This window comes from Synechococcus sp. CCY 0621 (genome assembly GCF_019038465.1).
Lineage (GTDB): Bacteria > Cyanobacteriota > Cyanobacteriia > PCC-6307 > Cyanobiaceae > Cyanobium.
In genome coordinates this window covers 75,201-96,120 of record NZ_JAFKRH010000042.1, presented here as the reverse complement: position 1 = coordinate 96,120, position 20,920 = coordinate 75,201, and the positions used below count along the sequence as shown (strand labels likewise).

The window sequence follows — 20,920 nt, the reverse complement described above, 5'->3', positions numbered from 1 at the left end:
GGGCATCAGAGTTCAGCCCCAAAGGCGGCGGCGTGGCGCGGCGGCCAGCCGCCGGTGGGTGTCGGCCAGCAGATCGGGGATCGCCAGCTGGAGCGGGCAGCGGGGCAGGCAGGCGCCGCAGCGGCCGCAGGCCGAGGCATCCACCTGCTCCCACCAGTGGCCGGCCCGGCCGATGAGGTTGTAGCGCTCGCTCGCAAACGGCTCCATGCCATGGCCCACCGCCAGGTTGCGCAGCCGCAGCAGGGCGGGGATCGGAACGGCGTTGGGGCAGGGCAGGCACTGGCGGCACTGGCCGCAGCGGTCGGCTCCGAGGCGTTCACTCCCGGCCGCCTCCAGGCGTGCCAGCGCCGCCGCGAGCGCCTGGCGTTCGGTGGCGCTGGGGACAGCGGCGGCGGCGCCCAGGCGAACCGCCCAGGCCAGGTCCTCCGGCCGGGCGGCCCCCAGGGTGAGGGTGCTGATCCCTTCGGCCAGCAGGAAGAGGTAGGCGAGCTCCAGCGGCGCGAAGGGGGCGCAGTCGGCCATCAGCTCGTCGGGGGGGGCATAGAGACGGCCGCCCTTGTCGGCCGGGGAAATGGCCATCACGCCGAGGCCTGCCGCCAGGGCCTGGCGGGCCAGGGGCAGCCGTTCCTGATCGAACAGATGCAGGTGCAGGCTGCAGAAGCTGAAGCGGCCGCTGCCCAGGGCCGCTTCGATCAGGGCCGTTTCGCCGTGGCTGCTGAAGCCCACCTGGCCCACCAGCCCCTCGCCTGTGGCCCAGGCCAGCAGCTCGGCGCCTGGTCCTGACAGGGCCCACTCCAGATGCTCCGGCCGGTTGAGGCCGTGCACCGCCAGGTTGTCGAGCCGTTCGATCCCCAGCCGTTGCAGACAGGCCCGCAGCTGGCTGCGGCCCTCATTGAGGCCCGGACCCGGCAGCAGCTTGCTGGTGAGCACCAGGGCGGAGAGGCCGGCCGGATCCCGCTCCCCCAGCCGATGCAGGGCCCGTCCGAGGAAGGCCTCGGCCGGGCCATAGGCGGGGGCGGTTTCGATGTGGTTGATCCCGGCCGCCAGGGCCGCCACCAGCACGGCGTCGGTGGCCTCCGGGGAGTCCAGGGCCCGCATCGTGCCGAGGGTGAACGTCGACACCGGCCTGCCGCGGCCAAACGGTCGCCGTGCCGCCGGCAGGAGCGGGGCCTGGGGATCAGGCGCCAGGGCCGTCACCCTCGGGGGCCTCTGGGGCTTCCCCCGGGCCGAGATCGGGCTCGGCGACCGTTCGGCCGATGTGGCGGATCAGATCGGCTGGGCTGGTGCGGTCGAGGAAGCGGCGGAAATCCTCCTGGTCTTCGGCATCCGCCTCCGCGTCGACGGGGATCGAGGCATCGGCCACCACCTCCTCCAGCATCCAGATGCCGCTGTCGGTGCGCAGGGCCAGGGCGATGGCATCGCTGGGCCTGGCGTCCAGCTCGATGCAACCTTCGCTGCCGTGCTGAAGCTTGAGCACGGCCCGGAAGGTGTTGTCCTCGATCGCATGGATGATCACCCGCTCCAGTTGCAGGCCGCCGGCCTCCAGCAGGCTGGCCATCAGGTCGTGACTCAGGGGCCGGGGCGGCCGTTCCCTGTTCAGGCCCGAGAGGATGTTCTGCGCCTGGGCCTGGTCGATCCAGATCGGCACCTGCCTGCGGCCGGCAGGGTCCCGCAGCAGGACGATCGGGCTTCGGCTGGCCGCATCCAGGGCGATCCCGGCGACACGCATTTCAACCATGGTCGGGCCCGCTCCTCGCACGTGATGGTTCCCGTGAAACGATTATGGCCAGTGCCGCCGTCTCAGGGAATGTTCACCGGACTGGTGCAGACCATCGGCAGGCTGGAACGGAGTCCGGCCGGTGTACGGGTGCGCACCGACCTCGGCCCCCTGGCCCTGGGGGACAGCGTGGCCGTCGACGGGGTCTGCCTGACGGTGGCCGAGCTGTTCGCCGATGGCTTCCGGGCCGATGTCAGCGAGGAGACCCTGGGCCGCAGCACCCTGGCCGAGCGGGCCGCAGGCGGCGGCTGGGTGAACCTGGAGCCGGCCCTGCGCCTGGTCGACCGCCTCGGCGGCCACCTGGTCAGCGGTCACGTCGATGGCCTCGGGGAGATCACTGCCATCCAGCGGCAGCCGGATTCCTGGCGGCTGGAGGTGGCCTGGCAGGATCCCGCCTACGGCCGCTATGTGTGCGAGAAGGCGAGCGTGGCGCTGGATGGCATCAGCCTGACGGTGGCCGGCTGCGTGGCCGACGGCAGCCGCTTCTGGATCGCCGTGATTCCCACCACCTGGAGCGCCACCACCCTGGCGCGGCGCCGGGTGGGTGAGAGGGTCAACCTGGAGGCCGATCTGCTCGCCAAGTACACCGAACGGCTGCTGCGGCCAGCTGGAACGGCCGCGCCGGAGGCGACGCTCTCCTCCGCCTGGCTGGCCGAGCACGGCTGGGGTTAGCGGACCGGCGGCGGACCCTGACCCCCGGATGCTGCGAGTCATCAACACCCATGGTCAGCGGCTGGCTCTTTTGTCACGCTGACGACAGCGCCAACGGCACAGATGCTGACTCCCGAGGTTCCCTCCTCCCGCCAGGCCATGGGGTCGGCCCTGCGCGCCTTCACCCTGGCGGAGGGGGTGATGCTCCTGGTGCTGGGGGTGCTGGCCCTCGTGTTCCCCGTGCTGGCCTCCAAGTGGGTCACCGCCATGGTGGCCATCGCCTTCCTGGTAGGAGGCCTGGTGGGCTGGATCAGCTCCCTGCTGCGCTCTCCGGGGCTGAGCAAGGCCATCACCTTCTGGCGCCTGGTGACCTCCACCCTGTTCCTGATCCTGGGGGTGTGGATGATCCAGCAGATGGCCTCCGGTCCGGCGGCGGCGGCGATTCCGATGGCCGGACTTGCCCTGGCCATCGGCGTGGTGTTCGTGGTGGAGGGGGTGGTGGAGGTGCTGGTCGCCACCTCCCATCGTCAGATCAGCGGCTGGCGCTGGGGTCTGGTGAACGGCCTGGTGACGCTTGCCCTGGGGCTGGTCATCCTCACACTCAAGTTCTGGAGCCTGCTCTGGGTGGTGGGAACCCTGGTGGGGATCAGTTTCCTGTTCAGCGGCATCGACCTGCTGCGCTTCAGCGCCAGCTTTCACCCGGAAGCGGACTGACGGCCCACGGCGTCCGGTTCAGGGGAGGGCGTTGCCGGCACCATCGAGGGGCAGCAGCCAGATCGAACCGGTTTCCTTGTGGATCTCGATCCTGAACTCCTGACCCGGTTCCAGGCCCATGCGCCGCGTGTAGGCCTGACCGATGAGCAGGTTGCCATTGCCGTGTACACGGGTGCGGAATTCGGCCTGACGTCCCTTGCTAAGCCCACTGGCACCGCTGCCGCCGGCCCCACCCGAGGGCAGGGTGTAGCCCTTGGCTGCCACCAGGGCCCGGTAAAAGTTCTTTTTGAGCACCCTGCCGCTCGGCCCGACATAACCGCAGGCCCGGGCGATCTGGTCCTCCGGCCGGTTGCTGAGCGAGCGGGCCTTGTCCAGCAGGGCCTGGCCCTCCAGCATCACGGTTCCGCCTGAGTTGTCCTCATTGGCTGGTCCTTTCTGGGCACCCATCAGCCGGTCAGACGCAGACTTCTCAATTGATTGTGCCGATTGTTGTGCTGAACAGGCAACAGTCAGGGAATCAGAGCAGGTAAAGAATCCCGTAAAGGACCACCCAGATACCGTCGACGAAATGCCAGTAGAGCTCGGCGGCCTCCAGTCCGAAGGGGGCGGCACTGGTGACGCGACCGCCCTGGCGGGTCTGGAACCAGACCAGAAGGATGCAGATCACCCCGAGGGTGACGTGCAGCCCGTGAAAGCCCGTCAGGGCATAGAAGGTGCTGGCGAAGAGGTTGTCGGTGAGGCCGAAGGGCAGGGTGAAGTACTCCACCATCTGCCCGGCCAGGAAGGCGGCTCCTAGGCCCGCGGTGAGCAGCAGCCAGGCGCGGCAGGGGCCCATCTGGCCCAGCAGCAGATTGCGGCCGGAGCGGTGGAAGGTGTAACTGCTCACCAGCAGCAGCATGGTGTTGATCGACGGCAGCAGCAGTTCCAGCTCATACGTGGATCCCGCCGGCAGGGGATTGACCGCCCGGAAGGTGAGGTAGGCGGCGAAGAAGCCGGCAAAGGTCATGCCGTCAGCCACCAGGAAGGTGGCCAGGCCGAAAAGCCTCAGATCTGCATGGCCCTCATGGGGCTCGGCGGTGACCGCTTCGGTGGCACTGGTGCTGGTGGCGAGGCTGGTCATGGCACGACGGACGAGGGAGGCTGGATGGGAAATGGGGGTGGGGTGATCAGCGGCGACCGGTGCCGCTCCAGAGGTCCCTGCCTGTGGCGGCCTCCACACTCAGGGCGTCTTCGTCAACGCCGTAACCGTAGGGGTGTTCCACCAGCGGCGCTGCACCGATCCAGTTCTCCACCGGCGGCGGTGAAGAGGTGAGCCACTCAGGGGTGAGGGCGTTCCAGGGGTTGTCGCCGGCCACCTGGCCCTTGAAGGCGCTTACCAGGACGTTGTAGAGGAAGGGCAGGCTGCTGATGGCCATCAGCAAGGCCCCCACACTGCTGATCTGGTTGAGGGTGGTGAAGCTGGGGTCGTACTCCGCGACCCGGCGGGGCATGCCGTTCAGGCCCAGCCAGTGCTGGGGTGCGAAGCAGAGGTTGAAGCCCACGAAGGTGAGCAGAAAGTGCAGGCGACCCAGATCCTCGTTGAGCATCCGTCCGGTGAACTTCGGATACCAGTGGTAGATGGAGGCGAAAATCACGAACACCGTGCCGCCATAGACGATGTAATGGAAGTGGCCGACCACGAAATAGGTGTCGTGGACGTGGATGTCGAAGGGAACCTGGGCCAGGGCAACTCCGGTGATCCCACCGAACACGAAATTGACGATGAAGGCGCAGGAAAAGAGCATGGCGCTGTTCAGGGCCAGCTTGCCGCCCCAGAGAGTGGCCAACCAGTTGAAGAACTTGATGCCGGTCGGCACGGCGATGAACGAGGTGGCGATCGTGAAGAACAGGCGCATCCATGGGGGCGTGCCGCTGGTGAACATGTGGTGCGCCCAGACCACCAGACCCAGCACGACGATGGCCAGGATGGAGTACACCATCGTGGTGTAGCCGAACAGGGGCTTGCGGGAGTGGATGGGCAGGATTTCGCTCACCAGGCCGAAGGCCGGCAGCACCATGATGTAGACCGCCGGGTGGGAATAGAACCAGAAGAGGTGCTGGTAGACCACCACATTTCCACCCAGGGCGGGGTTGAAGAAGCCTGTGTGGGCCACGATGTCGAAGCTGAGCAGCAGCAGGGTGCCGGCCAGCACGGGGGTGGAGAGGACCACCAGGATGCTGGTGCCGAGCATCGCCCAGCAGTACATCGGCAGCTGCATCAGCTTCAGCCCCGGCCGCCGCAGCTTGAGAACGGTGGCGATGAAATTGATGCCGCCGAAGATGGAGCTGCCCCCCAGCAGCAGGACACTCACGATCCAGACAACCTGCCCCAGGGCGGGGGTGGTGAGGCTCAGCGGTGGGTAGGCGGTCCAGCCGGACTGGGCGGCCCCGGTGATGAAATAGCTGCCGATCAGCAGAATTCCGGCCGGCGGAATCATCCAGAAGGCCACGGCATTGAGCCTGGGAAAGGCCATGTCCCTGGCACCCACATAGAAGGGAATCAGATAATTGCCGAAGCCGCCATTCACCACCGGCACGATCCACAGGAAGATCATCACGGTGCCGTGCAGCGTGAGAACTTCGTTGTAGGTTTCGCGGCTCACGAAATCGGAGATCGGGCTAGCCAGCTCGGCCCGGATCACCCCCGCCAAGGCACCGCCGATGAAATAAAAGAGGAAGCCGGTCACCAGATACTGGATGCCGATCACCTTGTGGTCGAGGCTGAAGCTGAAATAGCGCAGCCAGCCCTGGGGCTGGAGACTGTCCTGGAAGTCGTTGGGGGAAGCGACGGTCATCGGGGCTGGAACGATCGGGCGGAGGGAAAAATCTGGAGAGCGAACGATCAGGCGGTGGGGGTGCTCGGGGCGCTGGCGACCGTGGCCTTCACGGGGCTGTTCTTCAGCAGCCAGGTGTCGTAGGCATCCGGTTCGTGCACCACCACGGTGGAGCGCATGCCGCCGTGGTACGGACCACAGAGCTCGGCGCAGATGATCGGGTAGCTGCCCGCCTTGGTGGGGGTGAAGGTGAGCACGGTGGGCTGGCCGGGGATCACGTCCTGCTTGATCCGGAACTGGGGCACCCAGAAGGCGTGGATCACGTCGTTGGCCTTCATGCGCAGTTCCACCGGGCGGCCATTGGGCACGTGGAGCTCGCCGCTGGTGATGTCCCCTTCCGGGTAGTGGAAGATGAAGGCGAACTGCATGGCCGTCACCTCCACCGGCAGCACATTGGTTTCCCCGGCCCCGGTGCCGATGCCCCCCCAGACCCGGGCTGCAGGGTCTGGGGCACCTTCGGCGCCAGTCACCGAAGCCTCCATGGTTTCCATCGCGGGCATTTGATGCATGGCGGAATGGTCGTTGAGGCTGCTCATGCCGCCCATCCGTTGGTAGATGTCGTAGCTGTAAAGACCCACGAACAGAACCACGATTGCCGGGATCGCCGTCCAGACCAGTTCGAGCGGCAGGTTGCCTTCGATCGCCAGACCGTCCGTCTGGTCGCCGGCCCGACGGCGGAAACGCACCAGGCTGAACACCACCAGGCCGACGATGCCCAGGAACAGGATCGTGCCGATGATGAACAGGACCCGGAACAGGGAGTCGTAGACAGGCGCGTTGGCGCTGGCGGCGAGCGGGAGCAGGTTGACGTTGTAGCCGACCCAGAGGCCGGACAGGACGAGCGCCATGCCCACCAGCAGGGTGACCAGGGAGGAGGGAATCGGCACGGTGGCGGCGGCGGGACGGCGCTCGGGAGGGTGGAGCGCTCCTGAGCTCAACAGCTTATGGAAGGCCGTTCGCGGGCCGTGCGTTCGTTGTAGCCAGAGAAGCAATTTCGGAGAAATTTCACATTCAGTTCGCACGATGTGCTGATTCGCACATCTTTGAATGGCCGCTAACTTGGGTGCCCAAAGAGCACCTGCTTCATGGCCGTGGCGCCGTCCGCGCAAATCCTGTCCCGGCCACGGTCCTCAGAGGGGGCCAGCTGGCCCCTGCGCCTGGTGCCCCTGCTCACGGCCCACCTCGTTGTCGCCCTGGTGGCCCTGGTGGCGATCGGCGGTGCCACCCGGGTGATGGAAGCGGGCCTGGCCTGCCCAGACTGGCCCCTCTGTTACGGGGTGCTCTGGCCGGGTCGCCAGTGGAACCTGCAGGTCTTCCTGGAGTGGTTCCACCGGCTCGACGCCTTCCTGGTGGGGGTTGCCCTGCTGCTGTTGTTCACCCTCAGCCTGCGCTTCCGGATCCGCTTCCCGGGCTGGCTACCCTGGACCTCCGGCCTGGCCCTGGCCCTTGTGGCGGTGCAAGGGGGACTGGGGGCCCTCACCGTGCTCAGCCAGCTGGCCCCGCCCACCGTCACCCTGCATCTGGCCACCGCCCTCACCCTGGTGCTGCTGCTGAGCGCCATGCATCAGGGGCTGGAGCGCCCTGAGCCGGAGGCTGCCGCTGCCGCGTCCAGGTCCCTGCCGAGCTGGTGGAGCCCCCTGCCGGTGCTGGCCGCCACGCTCGTCGCTGCCCAATGCCTGCTGGGTGGGGCGATGGCCAGCCGCTGGGCCGCTGATCTCTGTGTCCAGGCCGGGGAAGGTTGCCGCTGGTTGTTCCTGCACCGCCAGGGGGCCTACCCGGCGGCCGTCGCGGTGCTGCTCCTGGCTGCTGCCTCCCTGGCTCTCCCAGCCGGCCACGGCCGGCCGAGGGGTCTGGCCTTCGCCGCCGCCGGCCTGGTGGTGGTCCAGGTGGTGCTCGGGGTGCTCACCCTGCGACTCCAGCTGGCCGTCCCGGCCGTCACCGTGGCCCACCAGCTCACCGCTGCCCTGCTGGTGGGAGTGCTGGGTGGCCTCTGGGGATTGTCGTTCCTGTCCCCTTCCGTTCCTACCCCTCTTGAGGTGGCCCATGGTTAGTGTCAGTGCCGTGTCGGCCATCGCTTCATCCCCGGCGCCGGCAGCGATCCGACCCTCGGTTAAGTTGCCGGCCTGGCTTGAAGTGGCCAAGCCGCGGCTGATCCCGCTGCTGCTCGCCACCACGGTGGGAGGCATGGCCCTCACAGCCGCCTGGCCCCTCGATCCGGTGCGGCTGGCTTGCACCCTGGTGGGTGGCTCGATGGCCTCGGCGGCGGCCGGCGTTCTCAACTGCCTCTGGGAGCAGGAACTCGATGGCCGCATGCAGCGGACCAGTCGCCGTGCGCTGCCGTCGGGCCGGCTGGCGCAACGCCAGGCCTTTGCCCTGGCCGTCGGACTCACGGTCGCTTCTGTGCTGGTGCTCGTCCTGGGGGTGAACGCCCTGGCCGCCTCCCTGGCCCTGCTGGGGCTGTGCAGCTACGTGCTGCTTTACACGGCCCTGCTCAAACCCCGCACCACCCAGAACATCGTCATCGGCGGCATCGCCGGCGCCATTCCCCCCCTGGTGGGAGCGGCCGCCGCCACCGGCCACCTGGGCTGGAGCAGCTGGTGGCTGTTCAGCCTGGTGATGGTCTGGACACCGGCCCATTTCTGGGCCCTGGCCCTGCTCCTGCACGAGGATTACCGCTCCGTCGGCATCCCGATGCTGCCCGTGGTGAAGGGCCTGGAGGTCACGGCCGGGGCGATCCGCCGCTACAGCTGGGTCACGGTGGCGATGAGCTTGGCCGGTGTGGTGGCCCTGCCCAGCGGCGGTTGGCTGTACGGCCTGTTGGTGCTGCCCTTCAACGCCAGGCTGCTCCAGCTCAGCGCCAGCCTGCTCGAGGATCCCAGAGATCCCCGCCGGGCCCGGAGCATGTTCCGCTGGTCGATCTTCTACCTCTTCGGCATCTGCCTGCTGCTGGTGCTGGCGCGTACCCCCCTGGCCACCGCCGGGGCCCCGGGCGCCCTGGTGGCCGCCGCGCTCCATCTGGCCCCCGCGGCAGCTGCCTAGATTGACCTCGCTTCCGGCCCTTCGCGATTGATCCCGGCTTGATCGAGCTCCAGCACCTCAGCAAGCGTTTCGGCGGCCGCAAGGTTGAGCCGGTGCAGGCCCTGGACGACCTCTCCTTGAGTGTGCCGGCAGGCTCCCTCTACGGACTGCTTGGGCCCAACGGCGCCGGCAAGACCACGGCCCTCCGCATCCTTTGCACCCTCCTGGCTCCCGATGCCGGCCAGGTCCAGGTGGCCGGGGTGGATGCCCTGGCCGAACCCCGCAAGGTCCGGCGTTTGCTTGGCTATGTCGCCCAGGATGTGGCCATCGACAAGATCCTCAGCGGCAGGGAGCTGCTGCACCTCCAGGCGGATCTCCATCACATGCCAGCCGCCGACCGCCTCGCCCGCACGGCCGAGCTGATTGAGCTCCTCGCCATGGAGGCCTGGATTGACCGCCGCTGCGGCAGCTACTCCGGCGGCATGCGCCGACGCCTCGACCTGGCCGCCGGGCTGCTGCACCGGCCCAGGGTGCTGGTGCTCGATGAACCCACGGTGGGCCTCGACATCGAGAGTCGCGCCACCATCTGGCAGGTGCTTCAGCAGCTGCGCGATCAGGGCACCACGGTGCTGCTCAGCAGCCACTACCTCGAGGAGGTGGATGCCCTGGCCGACCGCCTGGCCATCATCGACGGCGGCCGGGTGATCGCCGAAGGCACGCCCGCGGCCCTCAAAGGGGCCCTCGGTGGCGACCGGGTGACGCTGCGGGTGCGGGAATTCAGTGATGAACAGGAGGCGAGCCGGGTGCGCGACCTTCTCCAGGCCTGCCGCGGCGTCCGCCAGGTGGTGGTCAACCGCGCCCAGGGCTATTCCCTCAACCTCGTGGTGGAGGACAGCGGCGTGGTGGAAACCCTGCGGCACCAGCTGGCCGAGGCCCAGCTGCCGGTGTTCGCCCTGGCCCAGAGCCGCCCCAGCCTGGATGACGTCTACCTTCAGGCCACCGGCCGCACCCTGAGCGACGCGGAACTTTCCGTGGCGGGTCGCCGGGACCTCAAGGAGGAACGCAAGCAGTCGATGCGATGACCCGCACCCCCGAATCCCCATGACCAGCGCCAGCCCCTCCCTCGCCCCCATCCCCTCCGCCAGCACGGAGCCCTCGGCCTTCGCCGAGATCTCCCAGGAGACCCTCGCCCTCACCCGTCGCCTGTTCGTCCAGCTGGCCCGGCGTCCGTCCACCCTCGTGGCGGGGGTGCTTCAGCCCCTGATCTGGCTGGTGCTGTTCGGGGCCCTGTTCGCCAACGCCCCCGAGGGCCTGCTGCCCGGGGGCATCAGCTACGGCCGCTTCCTGGGGGCCGGGGTGATCGTGTTCACCGCCTTCAGTGCCGCCCTCAATGCCGGCCTGCCGGTGATGTTTGACCGCGAGTTCGGCTTCCTCAACCGGCTGCTGGTGGCGCCGCTGCGCTCCCGCAGTTCGATCGTCTTCGCCTCGGTGCTCTACATCACCAGCCTGAGCCTGGTGCAGAGCCTGGCGATCATGGCCACCGCCGCCCTGTTGGGCTATGGCTGGCCCGGTGGGGCGGGGCTGCTGCTCGTGCTGGTCACCCTGCTGCTGCTCGTCTTCGCTGTCACCGCCCTCAGCCTCGGCCTGGCCTTCGCCCTGCCGGGCCACATCGAACTGATCGCCGTGATCTTCGTGGCCAACCTTCCCCTGCTGTTCGCCAGCACTGCGTTGGCACCGATTTCCTTCATGCCCCCCTGGTTGGGCTGGCTGGCGGCCCTGAATCCCCTTACCTTCGCGATTGAACCGATTCGCGCCGCCTACGCGGGGTCGTTCCGCCTCACCGACGTGGTGCTGGTGGCGCCCTACGGGTCCCTCAATGCGGCCACCTGCCTCGCCATCCTGGCGGGCCTGGCGGCGGGTCTGTTCCTGTTGATCCGCCCGATGCTGGATCGCAAGCTCACCTGACGCCCCTTCCGTGTCCCTGCCCCCCACCCGGCCCGAGCTCTCCAACCTGCTGCTCGAGGCCATCCACCGCAGGGATACCACCGCCACGGCCCGTCTGATCCGCCAGTGGGCCCACCGCCACGGGGTTGGTTCGCTGGAGCAGTTCCGCACCGGCAGCCTGATCGCCCAGCAGGGCAGCGAGGCCGGCGAGTGGCTCCGCCAGCACCTGGAGGGACCGGCCGTTGCCCCCACGGCCCCTGGGTTGGATCGCCCCAATCCGATGGCTCCTGGCGTGGACGATGCCTTTGCGGCCCTGGAAGCGGCCTTCTCGACGCCGCCGCTGCCTGCCGTGGAGGCGACGGCTCACCTCGCGCTGGTTCCCGAGCCCGTGTCCGCTGCCACGTCCCTGCCCGAGGCCTCCCGCCTCAGCGTTCTTCCCCCGGGCACACCCCCGGCCCCGGCGCCCTCCACCCTGGCCGGGCTGCGCTCCTGGCTGTCCGGCGATCCCCAGCATCGTCGCGCCAGCTGATCATCCCTTTTACCGCCGTCCATGCTGTCGTCCCGTCCCCTGCCTGAACGCGCCGCCCTGAACGGCCGCCTGATCGTGTCGGTGCAGGCACCGGAGGGTTCGCCCATGCGCGATCCGGCCGTGATCGCCGCGATGGCGGAGGCCAGCCTGCGCCAGGGGGCCGCCGGGGTGCGGCTCGAGAGTCCGGAGCACATCGGCGCGGTGCGCCGCCGCTGCCCCGGGGCCCTGATCGTGGGGCTCTGGAAGCGCACATTCCCGGACAGCGCCGTGTACATCACCCCCGGCTGGGAGGAGATCCGTGCCGTCTGGGCGGCTGGAGCCGATGTGGTGGCCATCGATGCCACCGAGCGTCCACGCCCCGATGGCCAGGCGCTGGAGGACCTGATCCGGCGCGCCCGCACGGAACTGGGCGCTCCGCTGATGGCGGATGTGGACAGCGTCGCGAACGGTTTGCGGGCGGCGGCCCTGGGTTGCCCATGGGTCGGCACCACCCTCTATGGCTACACCGAGGCCACCGCCTCGCTGCAGCCCCCGGCCTGGGACCTGCTGGGGCCTTTGCGGCGTGACCTTCCAGAGGCTGTGGCGCTGATCTGCGAAGGGGGGATCGCCAGCCAGCCGCAGGCGTCCCGTGCCCTGGACGGTGGCGCCGATGCCGTTGTGGTGGGAACGGCGATCACCGGCGTGGATCTGCAGGTCGCCGCCTACGTGAAGGCGATGGCCGGCTGAGCCCCAGCCCAACCGGCCATGGCCCCCGAGGGGGCTCACATCATGCCGGGCATGCCCATGCCGCCCATTCCTCCCATACCGCCCACGCCACCCATGCCGCCATCGCCGGCCGGGGGAGCGGCGGGCTCCGGCTTGTCAGCGATCACGGCTTCGGTGGTGATCAGCAGCGAGGCGATCGAAACCGCGTCCTGCAGGGCCAGACGCACCACCTTGGCGGCGTCCAGGATGCCGGCGGCCAGAAGATCTTCGTAGGTGTTGGTGAGGGCGTTGTAGCCCTTGCCCTGGCTGAGCATCTGCTGCACCACCACGTCGCCGTTGGCGCCCGCGTTGGTGGCGATCTGGCGGGCCGGCGCCGACAGGGCCCGCTGCACGATCTCCACCCCGGTGCGGATGTCGCCGTCGCAGCGGCTGGCCAGGGCTCCCAGTTCCTCGCTGAGCGCGACCAGGGTGCTGCCGCCGCCGCCGACGATGCCCTCATCGATCGCCGCCCGGGTGGCATTGAGCGCATCCTCGATGCGCAGCTTGCGGTTGCGGAGTTCGGTCTCGGTGGGGGCGCCCACCTTGATCACCGCGACACCACCGGCCAGCTTGGCGATGCGCTCGTTGAGCTTCTCGCGGTCGTAGTCGGAATCTGTGGCCTCCAGCTCCCGCTTGATCGCGGCCACCCGGTCGGTCACCGCAGCGCGCTGGTCGTCGGCCGCCACGATCGTCGTTTCGTCCTTGCTGATCGTGATGCGGTGGGCATGGCCCAGGTCGGCCAGGGTGGCCTTGTCCAGGGTCATGGCCCTGTCCTCGCTGATCACCGTGGCGCCGGTGAGGATGGCGATGTCCTCAAGCATGGCCTTGCGGCGATCCCCGAAGCCCGGCGCCCGCACCGCGGCCACCTGGAGCACGCCCCGGGTCTTGTTCACCACCAGGGTGGCCAGGGCCTCGCCCTCCACCTCCTCGGCCAGGATCACCAGGGGCCGGCCGCTCCTGGAGACGGCCTCCAACACCGGCACCAGATCGACCACGGTGCTGATCTTGCGATCGGTGATCAGCAGCAGGGGATTGTCGAAGGCGCATTCGCGCCGGTCCTGATCGGTGACGAAATAGGGGGAGGAATAGCCGCGATCGAAGGCCATGCCCTCGGTCACCTCCAGTTCGGTGGCCAGGGATTTCGATTCCTCCACGGTGATCACGCCATCGGCGCTCACCCGCTCCACCGCTTCGGCGATCATGCGGCCGATTTCCTCGTCGTTACCGGAGCTCACCGTGGCCACCTGGCGGATGGCCTCCCCCGCCACGGCGCGGGAGCGCTCGGCAATCCCGGCCACCACCAGGGCCGTGGCCTGCTCCATGCCGCGACGGAGGGCGACGGGGCTGGCACCGGCGGCCACGTTGCGCAGGCCCTCATGCACCAGGGACTGGGCCAGGACGGCGGCGGTGGTGGTGCCGTCACCGGCGGTGTCCTTGGTCTTCGAGGCCACCTGTTGGATCAGCTTGGCGCCCAGATTCTCGAAGGGATCCTCAAGTTCGATCTCCTTGGCGATGGTGACGCCGTCATTGACGATGTCGGGGGCGCCGAACTTCTTCTCCAGCACCACGTTCCGGCCCTTCGGCCCGATGGTGACCTTCACCGCATCGACCAGGGCATTGACGCCCCGCTCCAGCGACTCGCGGGAGGCATCGGCGAACTGGATCAGTTTGGCCATCGACGGGGTGTTAAGAGAAGCTGTCGCAGCGTCCCACGGCGACCCCGCCGGTGGCATCCGCCCATCGGTGGGGAAAGCCGAATGTCCCGGTCAGGGTCGGCTGCGGACCCCCGTCGCAGGAGGTACCTTCACAGCATGGAAGACCTGCTGCAGCAGACCCTCGACAGTGCGGCCACCGAGTCGGCCCTGGCACCCAGTACCAGTGCCGATGGCATGGTGTTTCTGCTGATCGCCGCCCTCGGCCTGCTGATGGCCCTGGTCTATGTGCCGATCCGGCTGTTCCTCACCCTCACGGCCCGCAGCCGCCGCCTGCGCCTGCTGCAGCGCATCCGTAAGTTGCGGGAAGACCTCGGCCAGCCCCTGGCACCGGAATCCTGATCAGCCCTTCGCCAAGGCTTGAACGGAGCTGGCGTGCATAAATGGGCTCCGGCATCTGCCAATCTCCCCGGCCCCGAACGACATCTCGTCAGGACTTGCTAGCGGCCAGGAAGACTGAGCAACCGGTCGGGAAAGATCCACCCCGGCGGAGCCAGGCATGCTCCAGCCCAGCCATTGCACCACAAAAGCTCTCCACTGCAGGCGAATAGGTCTGCACGTCGCTTGTAGCGTCTCTGGGGGGGAACAGTTTTCTGCGGGCAATGATAAGCGGGAAAATAAACATATTGGCGTAACTTGCCTGGAGAGGCCGCAGGCCGCAGGCTCGCACCATGCGCAGCAGTTCACTCCTGCGGTAGCGATGGTGTGTTTCGCAAGTCTGGTCGTGGTAGGACCACATCCAGCCATAGGCGGCCACGTTGATCACCACAACACCGCCCGGCCTCAGAACGCGCTCGAATTCCTGCAGAGCCATCGCTCCGTCCGGTACCTGGGAGAGGACATCAGCGCAGGTAATGATGTCGAAGCTCGCCCCAGGAAAGGGAAGATCCGTGATGGAACCTTCCACCGTCTCGGCTGATGTGCTCTCACGGGCCAGGGAGCAGGCGATCGGCGAAAAGTCGAGCCCGGTGATGGTCCATTGGGGTTCTTGGTTGGAGAGGGTCCGAATCAGCCCGCCCGTCCCACAACCGGCGTCGAGAACGCGAGCCGGTTTGCCTCGCCAAGGATGTAAGGGAAGAAGCATGCGCTGATTGAGAGCATGGAAATACCACATGCCATCTTCCGTTTCGGCAAGCTTCCGGTACTCATCAATCTGCATGGGGGTTCACCGTATCTTGAGGATGGTTGGCAAGATCTGATGTTGGCCGGTCGCCTTGGGTCCTGTACAACACCCTGGTAAGAATAAAGGAGGCCGTGCTCCAGAGTGCATAGGTGACCAGGGCGATCCACCACTTGCCGGTGCCCGCTTGCTCAAGGGCCAGACCACTGAAGAAAGCCAGACCGAACCCGAACAGTTGGATCTGCATGTAGCCCAGCAGCAGTCGCTTGCTGAACCGCACCCGGAAGGTGAGCCGGGAGTGGGAATAGGCGTTGACGAGAATGCAGATGCCCCCGGCGATGGCGAGGGTGGAAGAGGTGCTGCCAGTGAGGGTCAGGAACAGGCCGTAGAGAAGAAAGTACAGGCCCTCCCCAAGCAAAGCCACGATGCCGAAGCGCACCACGGTGAAGCGAAGAAGGGGGATCTTTCGCATCCGGGGAACCCGGTTCATCAGGCTTCCGTGGATCGGGACGGCTGCCGATTCAGAGGCACTGCGAGACTGCCGCACCATTCCACCGAGCGGATATGGGCCTGTGGTTTGCCATACACCGTAAGATAAACGCGGCCAATGTACTCCCCCATCACACCCAATAGCAGGCACTGAATGCCGCCGAAGAAGAGAATTGCGGAGATCACCGACGGCCAACCCACCACCTCCACCGCGCCGAAGGCGGCCCTGACGAGGATGTACAGGATACTCAGCCCACCAAGTGCAGCGGTCCCTAGGCCCACAAGGGTGGCAAAGCGAAGCGGCATTAACGAAAAGCTGGTAAGAATCACCAGCCAGAGTCGAATCAGTCGGCGAAGGTTGTAGCCACTTGTGCCGTCATCCCGTGAATCATGGCGCACATCCAGGCTGCCGATCAGATTGGTCGATTGGGAAAGCAGGCCATCAATATAGACATAGGGACTATGATTCTCTGCGACTTTCTTGCCGATCAGTCGGCTCACGCAGCGGAAGCTTGAGAGATAGTAAGAGTCCGGCAGATCAAGCAGCAGGCGGGCGGTAAGATTAGCGAAGCTGCTGCCAGCATTGCGGAATAGATTGTGCTTCTTGACGATATAGTTGCCGTAGACAACGTCAAGTTCATTCGCGCGTGCATGTTCTAGCAAGCGAAGAGCTTCTTCAGGAGGATTCTGCAGATCATCGTCAATGTTGATGAAATACTCTCCCTCGGCATGACGATAGCCGGTGAGGACCGCTTGATGTTCGCCGAAGTTGCGGGTGTGACGTACGACCAGGGCTGCTAGAGGTGACGAACTAAGTCTGTGCCTGAGCAGGGTATAGCTCTGATCCGGACTACCATCATCGACGAAGATGACCTGCCATGGTTGCGCAAAATCAAGCGCCTCAAGGCGCGTAACCAGGCGCTCAATGATGGAGGCGCTCCTGTAAATTGGAATGATCAGGCTTAAGGCGATGCGGGGAGGTGTTGTCATCGCAACTTACAGGTCTGCAAGGACGGAATGCAGATGCCTGCTCACCGTATGGACATCTTCGTCCGTGAGGTAGGGGTTCAAAGGTAGAGAAAGAACACTGTCGGCCAAGCGTTCGCTGTGGGGCAGAGGATGTTGCAGACCTCCAGGCTGTTGAGCGATGTAGGAATGTTGGTGGCAGGCAAGCGGGTAATGAACCGCATAGGGAATACCAGCGGAAGCGCCCTTGGCCAGAATCTCCTGCCGCTTCGCTGGGTCAACGGTGATCACGTAAAGGTGATAGCTGTGTGACCAGTTCATCCCCTCCTCAGGAAGGGTGATGCCCATCTCGCCAACCCAGGAAGAAAGATGTTCTCGATACTTCTGTGCGAGTCTTCTTCTGGCTTTGATCTTTTCGTCCAAATCCGCGAGTTTGCCACTGAGAATCCATGCCTGCACCTCATCCAGGCGGCTATTCGCACCAAATTGCACGGCTTCTCTCCGATCGTTCCAACCGTAGAGCCGCATGCGTCGGGCCTTTGCCAGAAGAGATGCCTCCGCCTGCTTGCCGATCACAAGCATGCCCCCATCGCCTAGGGCGGCCAGATTCTTCGTGGGGTAAAAACTGAAGGCGGCGAAATCCCCCCAAGTGCCGATCGAGTGTCCTGCATACATCGTTCCTGTGGCCTGCGCGCAATCCTCAATGAGGGCAAGGGAGTGGCGGTTACAGAGTTCGCGCAGGGAGTGCAAATCGCAGGCTTCTCCATACAGATGCACCGCAATGACGGCTCGGATCCTGGGGGATGTCTCCTTCTCCGCTACCCGGCGTTCCACCTCCATCAAACTAAGCACCGGTCGTCCTGGTTCAACGTCGACGAAAATGGGGTGAGCTCCGACTCGCAGGATCGCCGCCACGGTGGCATAGGCGGTGAACGAGGGAACGATCACACCTTCGCCTGGCTCCACTCCGGCGCAGCGCATCGCCAGCTCTAGGGCATCGGTGCCATTGCCCACACCCAGGCAGTGCTCGGCCGAGAGTCCGCCGCCGAGCCATGCGGCGAAGTCTTCCTCGAAGCCGCGCACGCCGTCCGAAAGGATCGTCTGCCCAGAATCAACGACCTTCTCGACTGCGTCATTGATGGCCTGGCGGTAGTGCCGGCAGTCCAACAGCGGGAAATTACAGCGTTCCCGCAGGGTCATGCTTGCAACTGAGTCCATGGACAGGAGCGTGGAGGAGATCCGATCAGAGATAGTGAGGCCGATGCGACTGGTAGAAGGCGAGGGTGCGCTCCAGTGTCTGGTCGAGAGGGATCCTAGGTCTCCAGCCCGTAATGGCACTGAACTTATCATGGCTGGAGTAGTAGTCACCGATGTCGATCTTGCGGCGCTCCTCTGGATAGTCCTTGATCACCAAGTCGCCGGCGCCATGGAGGCTGATCATCAGCTCGGCTAACTCCCGCAGGCTGATTCTCTGCACACTGCCCAGGTTGAAGACCTGCCCGTAGCTGCTCTCGTTCCAGGCTGCGGTGAGCAGGGCGTCGACCACATCTTCGACATCATTGAAGTCCCTGAGCTGTTCGCCGCCCCAGACCTCAATCGGATCGTCCTCCAGGAGGCGGCGGATCCAGATTCCTACGAAGGTCTGTCGAGCATCCTTGATGCGCATCCGAGGCCCGATGGTATTGGTGAGCCGGAGGATGCAGGATCGAATTCCGTAAAGACTGTGATAGAGGCCATAATACTGCTCAGCAGCATATTTGTGTATGCCATTGATGTCGACTGGGGAAATCGGATGGTCTTCGTCTACTGGCAGGTAGTGGGGCTTGCCATAGATTTGCCGCGTGCTGGCAAACACGATGCGGATGGTGGGGTTGAGGCGTCGACAGGTTTCGAGAAGATTCAGTTGGGCGCCACAGTTGATGTTGAGATCGGTATGTGGTTCGCTCATCGAGTCCATATGACTGGTCTGCCCTGCAAGATTGAAGAGAATGTCGACGTCCGTCAGTAATGGCTTTAGGGAGAAGGTATCGCGAATATCGGAGTAGTTGATGCGGATGCGATCTTCGCAGTCCCTCAGGTTGAAGAGGTTCCCGCCATATTCAGGAACCAGGCTGTCGATCACCGTTACCTGAGCCCCGAGGTCTGCAAGACGAAGTGCGAGAGTGGATCCGATGAATCCAGCGCCACCGGTGATGAGGATGCGCTTGCTGGACCAGAGTTCATCGGTTGAAGTCAACTCAGCAACCTGATCCGAAGACTTTGAGTAAACTGGAGCACTTACCGAAGACGATGTCATGAAGAGGAGTGTATATTTACGAAGCCAACTGTTGTGGACCTGCGAGCTTATTGCGTATAATGTTAACCTGGGAAGAAGTAATCACGTAGGTCAAGACCACCGTATGATTCCGGACGCTTGAGCCGGGCAGGCTCTCGGGCAGGGGCAGCATGTTGACATCCGTGTTTGTCTTGGCTTTATACAGGCTGTTTGGGCATTTTGCCATTGAGCTTAGCCGTTCATTGCACGCGGCAACTCTGGCAGTCCCCTTCATCCGTTCGCATGCTTCTTGAGCCGCCAGCAGGCGACCGCCTTAGCGGCTGCCTTCCAGGGCTCGTGTGCCTGGTGGGTAGGCGGCTGATTGACGCGGAAGCTTGGTCTGGAAGCACCACTTCCGGTATCCTCTGACACTTGTGGGCAGATGTTGATTGGTTCCGGTGATCAGTGAGCTGACTGAGCCATTCAATCTGGTGGCAAAGCACACCTAGTGCCTCTCTCCCCTCACAGGAACAGTCAGACTGAAAGACAGGGCACCACGAAGAAATATGGACCATTTCGGTCGGTTTGCACAATAGGTCCACAAGGCTATCGTAGAAACTCATCAAACATCGGCAATGCCGCTACGCCGAGTGAGCCCACAGAGCAGACTTTGCAGCAAGCTGCCCTCGATTGCTGCCTATGGTCTCTTGGTTGGGTGTCTGTGGTATCTGGGATCATCCTTGATCGGATACGCGATAGATGGTGATCATCCAAAAGAATCGTTTTTGATTCTTAGAGAGATGCGGATGCAACCTGCTTTCGCAGACTTGAAATGGATTACGGTGATTGGAGAATGTGGAACTAAACTTCAGACTATTTATCAGTCTGCTGCTGCAAGCTGTGCAACCTATGGGTACGGCACGCATGGTGGTGGTTACCCAGACAGTGGCTATCCGCCAATGGCGACTTGGTTGCTCCGCTGGCTGCAGTTTCCTTCTCGACAGAGCGCAGCGTTGGCGGTTTTCAGCGGAGTTGCGTTTGTCATCGTTCTCCTGGGTGTCTCCAAAATCTTTCTCCGGTCAGCCAGGGCATGGCCGCTTTGGTTATCCATAATTCTGGTGAGCTTCCCTGTGCAACTTGTGCTCGAACGAGGTAATATCGATAGTCTAATATTCCTGTTGCTCACTGCCACAACGGCCTGCATCTGCATGAAGAACCATGCCTCATGGCTTCCTTCCGCTTTGTTGTCCTTGCTTGTCGTTTCTCTCAAGCTTTATCCAGCGGCCGGCTTTGTTGGTTGGCTCGCGTTTGGGCAGGTTGCCAAGAGCCACGGCTGGAGGGTAAGTCGAGCGGTGAAGGCGGCGGTTCTTTTGGGTTGCGTGGTCGGACTTGCCCTGTCACTGCCTTGGATGTTTGCCTCGCCTATGCCGAATGGTGAGGGGGGGCATGAATAGCTTCGGGCTGAAAGCGATCGGCTATATTAACGTCTCTCTTATACAGCAGATTGGTGTTGGTTCTGCGCGCTGGGTGATACGAGGATTGACCATTTCGAAGCTGCTCGCGCTTGTGGTCGGTGCAGTTCTCGCAGTTAGGCTGAGATTGCATTTGGTTCTACAGCATCACTTTCAGGAACTCGGTGATGGCTTTTTCGATCGATTTTCGCAGACCTTCTTCCTGATCACCAGCTGGACGTGGCTGGGATGCTACATATTGACAATCTCCTATGATTACAAGCATATCTATATGCTTCCTGGTTTGTTCCTCCTGCTCAGCATGGTGGATCGCCGCGCTACCTTGAATCCACGCCAATACGCTCTTGTATGGATTCTTGTCGCAGCGTCAATGATCTCGATCCTATTCCCACATTTGCATTATAATGGTCTCAACAACTATGCGGCAATCAGCGCATTCAGCGAGCTTGCGATAGAGTTCTTGTTTATTCCATTCTACGCTGGAGCTCTGATGATGTTGCTGACAAGCCATCGTTTTCAGCGCAGAGCCATCCCGTCTGTAGCCCGAAACTGATTCAGGGGTGACTCCAGGATTAGATTTCCCCTTCCTTCACGGATGGCTGCAGTTCCCACTGGAGCTGCCAGCACCAATGGGGTTGCCGCCACAATGAATCTCTG

At 64.5% G+C, this 20,920-nt stretch carries 23 protein-coding genes; 11 read left to right on the top strand and 12 right to left on the bottom strand.

Annotated elements, in window-relative coordinates; genetic code table 11:
• Positions 1–12: 12 nt before the first annotated feature.
• Positions 13–1,161, bottom strand: coding sequence for an aldo/keto reductase (locus KUG43_RS14495; RefSeq protein WP_502988620.1), 1,149 nt, complete (start codon positions 1,159–1,161; stop codon positions 13–15).
• A gap of 16 nt (positions 1,162–1,177) precedes the next feature.
• Positions 1,178–1,738 carry a bifunctional nuclease family protein gene (locus KUG43_RS14490; protein WP_216910194.1) on the bottom strand — a complete coding sequence of 187 codons (561 nt, stop codon included), beginning with the start codon at positions 1,736–1,738 and terminating at the stop codon, positions 1,178–1,180.
• Positions 1,739–1,807: 69 nt separating this feature from the next.
• Between KUG43_RS14490 and KUG43_RS14485 the strand changes: the two genes are divergently transcribed.
• Together KUG43_RS14485 and KUG43_RS14480 are read left to right on the top strand one after the other, a co-directional pair.
• Positions 1,808–2,449, top strand: coding sequence for a riboflavin synthase (locus tag KUG43_RS14485; RefSeq protein WP_216910192.1), 642 nt, complete (start codon positions 1,808–1,810; stop codon positions 2,447–2,449).
• A 102-nt stretch (positions 2,450–2,551) separates the two neighbouring features.
• On the top strand, positions 2,552–3,142 hold the full coding sequence (locus KUG43_RS14480; protein ID WP_216910190.1) for a DUF308 domain-containing protein: 591 nt from the start codon (positions 2,552–2,554) through the stop codon (positions 3,140–3,142).
• Positions 3,143–3,160: 18 nt separating this feature from the next.
• On the opposite strand, the gene KUG43_RS14475 is transcribed toward KUG43_RS14480, so the two are convergent.
• From KUG43_RS14475 to KUG43_RS14460, 4 genes are all read right to left on the bottom strand, one after another.
• A complete protein-coding gene (locus KUG43_RS14475) occupies positions 3,161–3,538 on the bottom strand; it encodes an AbrB family transcriptional regulator (protein WP_216910231.1) in 378 nt (125 codons plus the stop codon).
• 121 nt (positions 3,539–3,659) lie between these two features.
• Positions 3,660–4,262: a cytochrome c oxidase subunit 3 gene (locus KUG43_RS14470; protein WP_216910189.1), complete on the bottom strand. Its 603-nt coding sequence runs from the start codon at positions 4,260–4,262 to the stop codon at positions 3,660–3,662.
• 46 nt (positions 4,263–4,308) lie between these two features.
• The gene (ctaD, locus tag KUG43_RS14465; protein ID WP_216910187.1) at positions 4,309–5,976 is read right to left on the bottom strand and encodes a cytochrome c oxidase subunit I; all 1,668 of its coding nucleotides are present in this window, start codon (positions 5,974–5,976) and stop codon (positions 4,309–4,311) included.
• A 47-nt stretch (positions 5,977–6,023) separates the two neighbouring features.
• A complete protein-coding gene (locus tag KUG43_RS14460) occupies positions 6,024–6,902 on the bottom strand; it encodes a cytochrome c oxidase subunit II (RefSeq protein ID WP_216910229.1) in 879 nt (292 codons plus the stop codon).
• 198 nt (positions 6,903–7,100) lie between these two features.
• Here KUG43_RS14460 and KUG43_RS14455 point away from each other — a divergent pair, with 198 nt between their 5' ends.
• From KUG43_RS14455 to KUG43_RS14430, 6 genes are read left to right on the top strand one after another with little or no spacing between them, the layout of a single operon-like run.
• Positions 7,101–8,066 (top strand): COX15/CtaA family protein, encoded by a 966-nt coding sequence (locus KUG43_RS14455; RefSeq protein ID WP_216910185.1) that lies wholly within the window; start codon positions 7,101–7,103, stop codon positions 8,064–8,066.
• Positions 8,059–9,054: a heme o synthase gene (locus tag KUG43_RS14450; RefSeq protein WP_216910183.1), complete on the top strand. Its 996-nt coding sequence runs from the start codon at positions 8,059–8,061 to the stop codon at positions 9,052–9,054. Before KUG43_RS14455 ends, KUG43_RS14450 begins: the two co-directional genes overlap by 8 nt.
• A gap of 38 nt (positions 9,055–9,092) precedes the next feature.
• Complete coding sequence (locus KUG43_RS14445) at positions 9,093–10,115, top strand: ABC transporter ATP-binding protein (RefSeq protein WP_216910181.1); 1,023 nt, start codon at positions 9,093–9,095, stop codon at positions 10,113–10,115.
• A 19-nt stretch (positions 10,116–10,134) separates the two neighbouring features.
• Positions 10,135–10,998, top strand: a complete 864-nt coding sequence (locus KUG43_RS14440; RefSeq protein WP_216910179.1) for an ABC transporter permease — start codon at positions 10,135–10,137, stop codon at positions 10,996–10,998.
• A 10-nt stretch (positions 10,999–11,008) separates the two neighbouring features.
• A complete protein-coding gene (locus KUG43_RS14435) occupies positions 11,009–11,506 on the top strand; it encodes a hypothetical protein (RefSeq protein WP_216910177.1) in 498 nt (165 codons plus the stop codon).
• A gap of 21 nt (positions 11,507–11,527) precedes the next feature.
• Positions 11,528–12,232 carry an N-acetylmannosamine-6-phosphate 2-epimerase gene (locus tag KUG43_RS14430; protein ID WP_216910174.1) on the top strand — a complete coding sequence of 235 codons (705 nt, stop codon included), beginning with the start codon at positions 11,528–11,530 and terminating at the stop codon, positions 12,230–12,232.
• Between the two features lie 35 nt (positions 12,233–12,267).
• On the opposite strand, the gene groL is transcribed toward KUG43_RS14430, so the two are convergent.
• Entirely contained in the window at positions 12,268–13,926 is a 1,659-nt protein-coding gene (groL, locus tag KUG43_RS14425) for a chaperonin GroEL (protein WP_216910172.1), read from the bottom strand.
• A 135-nt stretch (positions 13,927–14,061) separates the two neighbouring features.
• On the opposite strand from groL, the gene KUG43_RS14420 reads away from it, so the two are divergent.
• Positions 14,062–14,304, top strand: a complete 243-nt coding sequence (locus tag KUG43_RS14420; RefSeq protein ID WP_216910237.1) for a hypothetical protein — start codon at positions 14,062–14,064, stop codon at positions 14,302–14,304.
• Between the two features lie 88 nt (positions 14,305–14,392).
• Here KUG43_RS14420 and KUG43_RS14415 read toward each other — a convergent pair whose 3' ends face one another.
• From KUG43_RS14415 to KUG43_RS14395, 5 genes are read right to left on the bottom strand one after another with little or no spacing between them, the layout of a single operon-like run.
• Positions 14,393–15,121: a class I SAM-dependent methyltransferase gene (locus tag KUG43_RS14415; RefSeq protein WP_216910170.1), complete on the bottom strand. Its 729-nt coding sequence runs from the start codon at positions 15,119–15,121 to the stop codon at positions 14,393–14,395.
• Entirely contained in the window at positions 15,111–15,524 is a 414-nt protein-coding gene (locus KUG43_RS14410) for a hypothetical protein (protein WP_216910168.1), read from the bottom strand. Before KUG43_RS14410 ends, KUG43_RS14415 begins: the two co-directional genes overlap by 11 nt.
• Before the next feature lie 47 nt (positions 15,525–15,571).
• Complete coding sequence (locus tag KUG43_RS14405) at positions 15,572–16,561, bottom strand: glycosyltransferase (protein ID WP_216910166.1); 990 nt, start codon at positions 16,559–16,561, stop codon at positions 15,572–15,574.
• Positions 16,562–16,567: 6 nt separating this feature from the next.
• Positions 16,568–17,737, bottom strand: a complete 1,170-nt coding sequence (locus KUG43_RS14400) for a DegT/DnrJ/EryC1/StrS family aminotransferase (protein WP_216910164.1) — start codon at positions 17,735–17,737, stop codon at positions 16,568–16,570.
• A 43-nt stretch (positions 17,738–17,780) separates the two neighbouring features.
• Positions 17,781–18,773, bottom strand: coding sequence for an NAD-dependent epimerase/dehydratase family protein (locus KUG43_RS14395; RefSeq protein WP_286194818.1), 993 nt, complete (start codon positions 18,771–18,773; stop codon positions 17,781–17,783).
• A gap of 758 nt (positions 18,774–19,531) precedes the next feature.
• On the opposite strand from KUG43_RS14395, the gene KUG43_RS14390 reads away from it, so the two are divergent.
• A complete protein-coding gene (locus KUG43_RS14390; protein WP_216910160.1) occupies positions 19,532–20,245 on the top strand; it encodes a hypothetical protein in 714 nt (237 codons plus the stop codon).
• On the top strand, positions 20,238–20,816 hold the full coding sequence (locus KUG43_RS14385; RefSeq protein WP_216910158.1) for a hypothetical protein: 579 nt from the start codon (positions 20,238–20,240) through the stop codon (positions 20,814–20,816). Before KUG43_RS14390 ends, KUG43_RS14385 begins: the two co-directional genes overlap by 8 nt.
• Positions 20,817–20,920: the final 104 nt, after the last annotated feature.

Bases quoted from the DNA above. Each gene is read 5' to 3' on its own strand.
- KUG43_RS14490 (WP_216910194.1), bottom strand. From the start codon at position 1,738: ATGGTTGAAATGCGTGTCGCCGGGATCGCCCTGGATGCGGCCAGCCGA.
- KUG43_RS14485 (WP_216910192.1), top strand. From the start codon at position 1,808: ATGTTCACCGGACTGGTGCAGACCATCGGCAGGCTGGAACGGAGTCCG.
- KUG43_RS14480 (WP_216910190.1), top strand. From the start codon at position 2,552: ATGCTGACTCCCGAGGTTCCCTCCTCCCGCCAGGCCATGGGGTCGGCC.
- KUG43_RS14475 (WP_216910231.1), bottom strand. From the start codon at position 3,538: ATGCTGGAGGGCCAGGCCCTGCTGGACAAGGCCCGCTCGCTCAGCAAC.
- KUG43_RS14470 (WP_216910189.1), bottom strand. From the start codon at position 4,262: ATGACCAGCCTCGCCACCAGCACCAGTGCCACCGAAGCGGTCACCGCC.
- ctaD (WP_216910187.1), bottom strand. From the start codon at position 5,976: ATGACCGTCGCTTCCCCCAACGACTTCCAGGACAGTCTCCAGCCCCAG.
- KUG43_RS14455 (WP_216910185.1), top strand. From the start codon at position 7,101: ATGGCCGTGGCGCCGTCCGCGCAAATCCTGTCCCGGCCACGGTCCTCA.
- KUG43_RS14450 (WP_216910183.1), top strand. From the start codon at position 8,059: ATGGTTAGTGTCAGTGCCGTGTCGGCCATCGCTTCATCCCCGGCGCCG.
- KUG43_RS14440 (WP_216910179.1), top strand. From the start codon at position 10,135: ATGACCAGCGCCAGCCCCTCCCTCGCCCCCATCCCCTCCGCCAGCACG.
- KUG43_RS14430 (WP_216910174.1), top strand. From the start codon at position 11,528: ATGCTGTCGTCCCGTCCCCTGCCTGAACGCGCCGCCCTGAACGGCCGC.
- groL (WP_216910172.1), bottom strand. From the start codon at position 13,926: ATGGCCAAACTGATCCAGTTCGCCGATGCCTCCCGCGAGTCGCTGGAG.
- KUG43_RS14420 (WP_216910237.1), top strand. From the start codon at position 14,062: ATGGAAGACCTGCTGCAGCAGACCCTCGACAGTGCGGCCACCGAGTCG.
- KUG43_RS14415 (WP_216910170.1), bottom strand. From the start codon at position 15,121: ATGCAGATTGATGAGTACCGGAAGCTTGCCGAAACGGAAGATGGCATG.
- KUG43_RS14405 (WP_216910166.1), bottom strand. From the start codon at position 16,561: ATGACAACACCTCCCCGCATCGCCTTAAGCCTGATCATTCCAATTTAC.
- KUG43_RS14400 (WP_216910164.1), bottom strand. From the start codon at position 17,737: ATGACCCTGCGGGAACGCTGTAATTTCCCGCTGTTGGACTGCCGGCAC.
- KUG43_RS14385 (WP_216910158.1), top strand. From the start codon at position 20,238: ATGAATAGCTTCGGGCTGAAAGCGATCGGCTATATTAACGTCTCTCTT.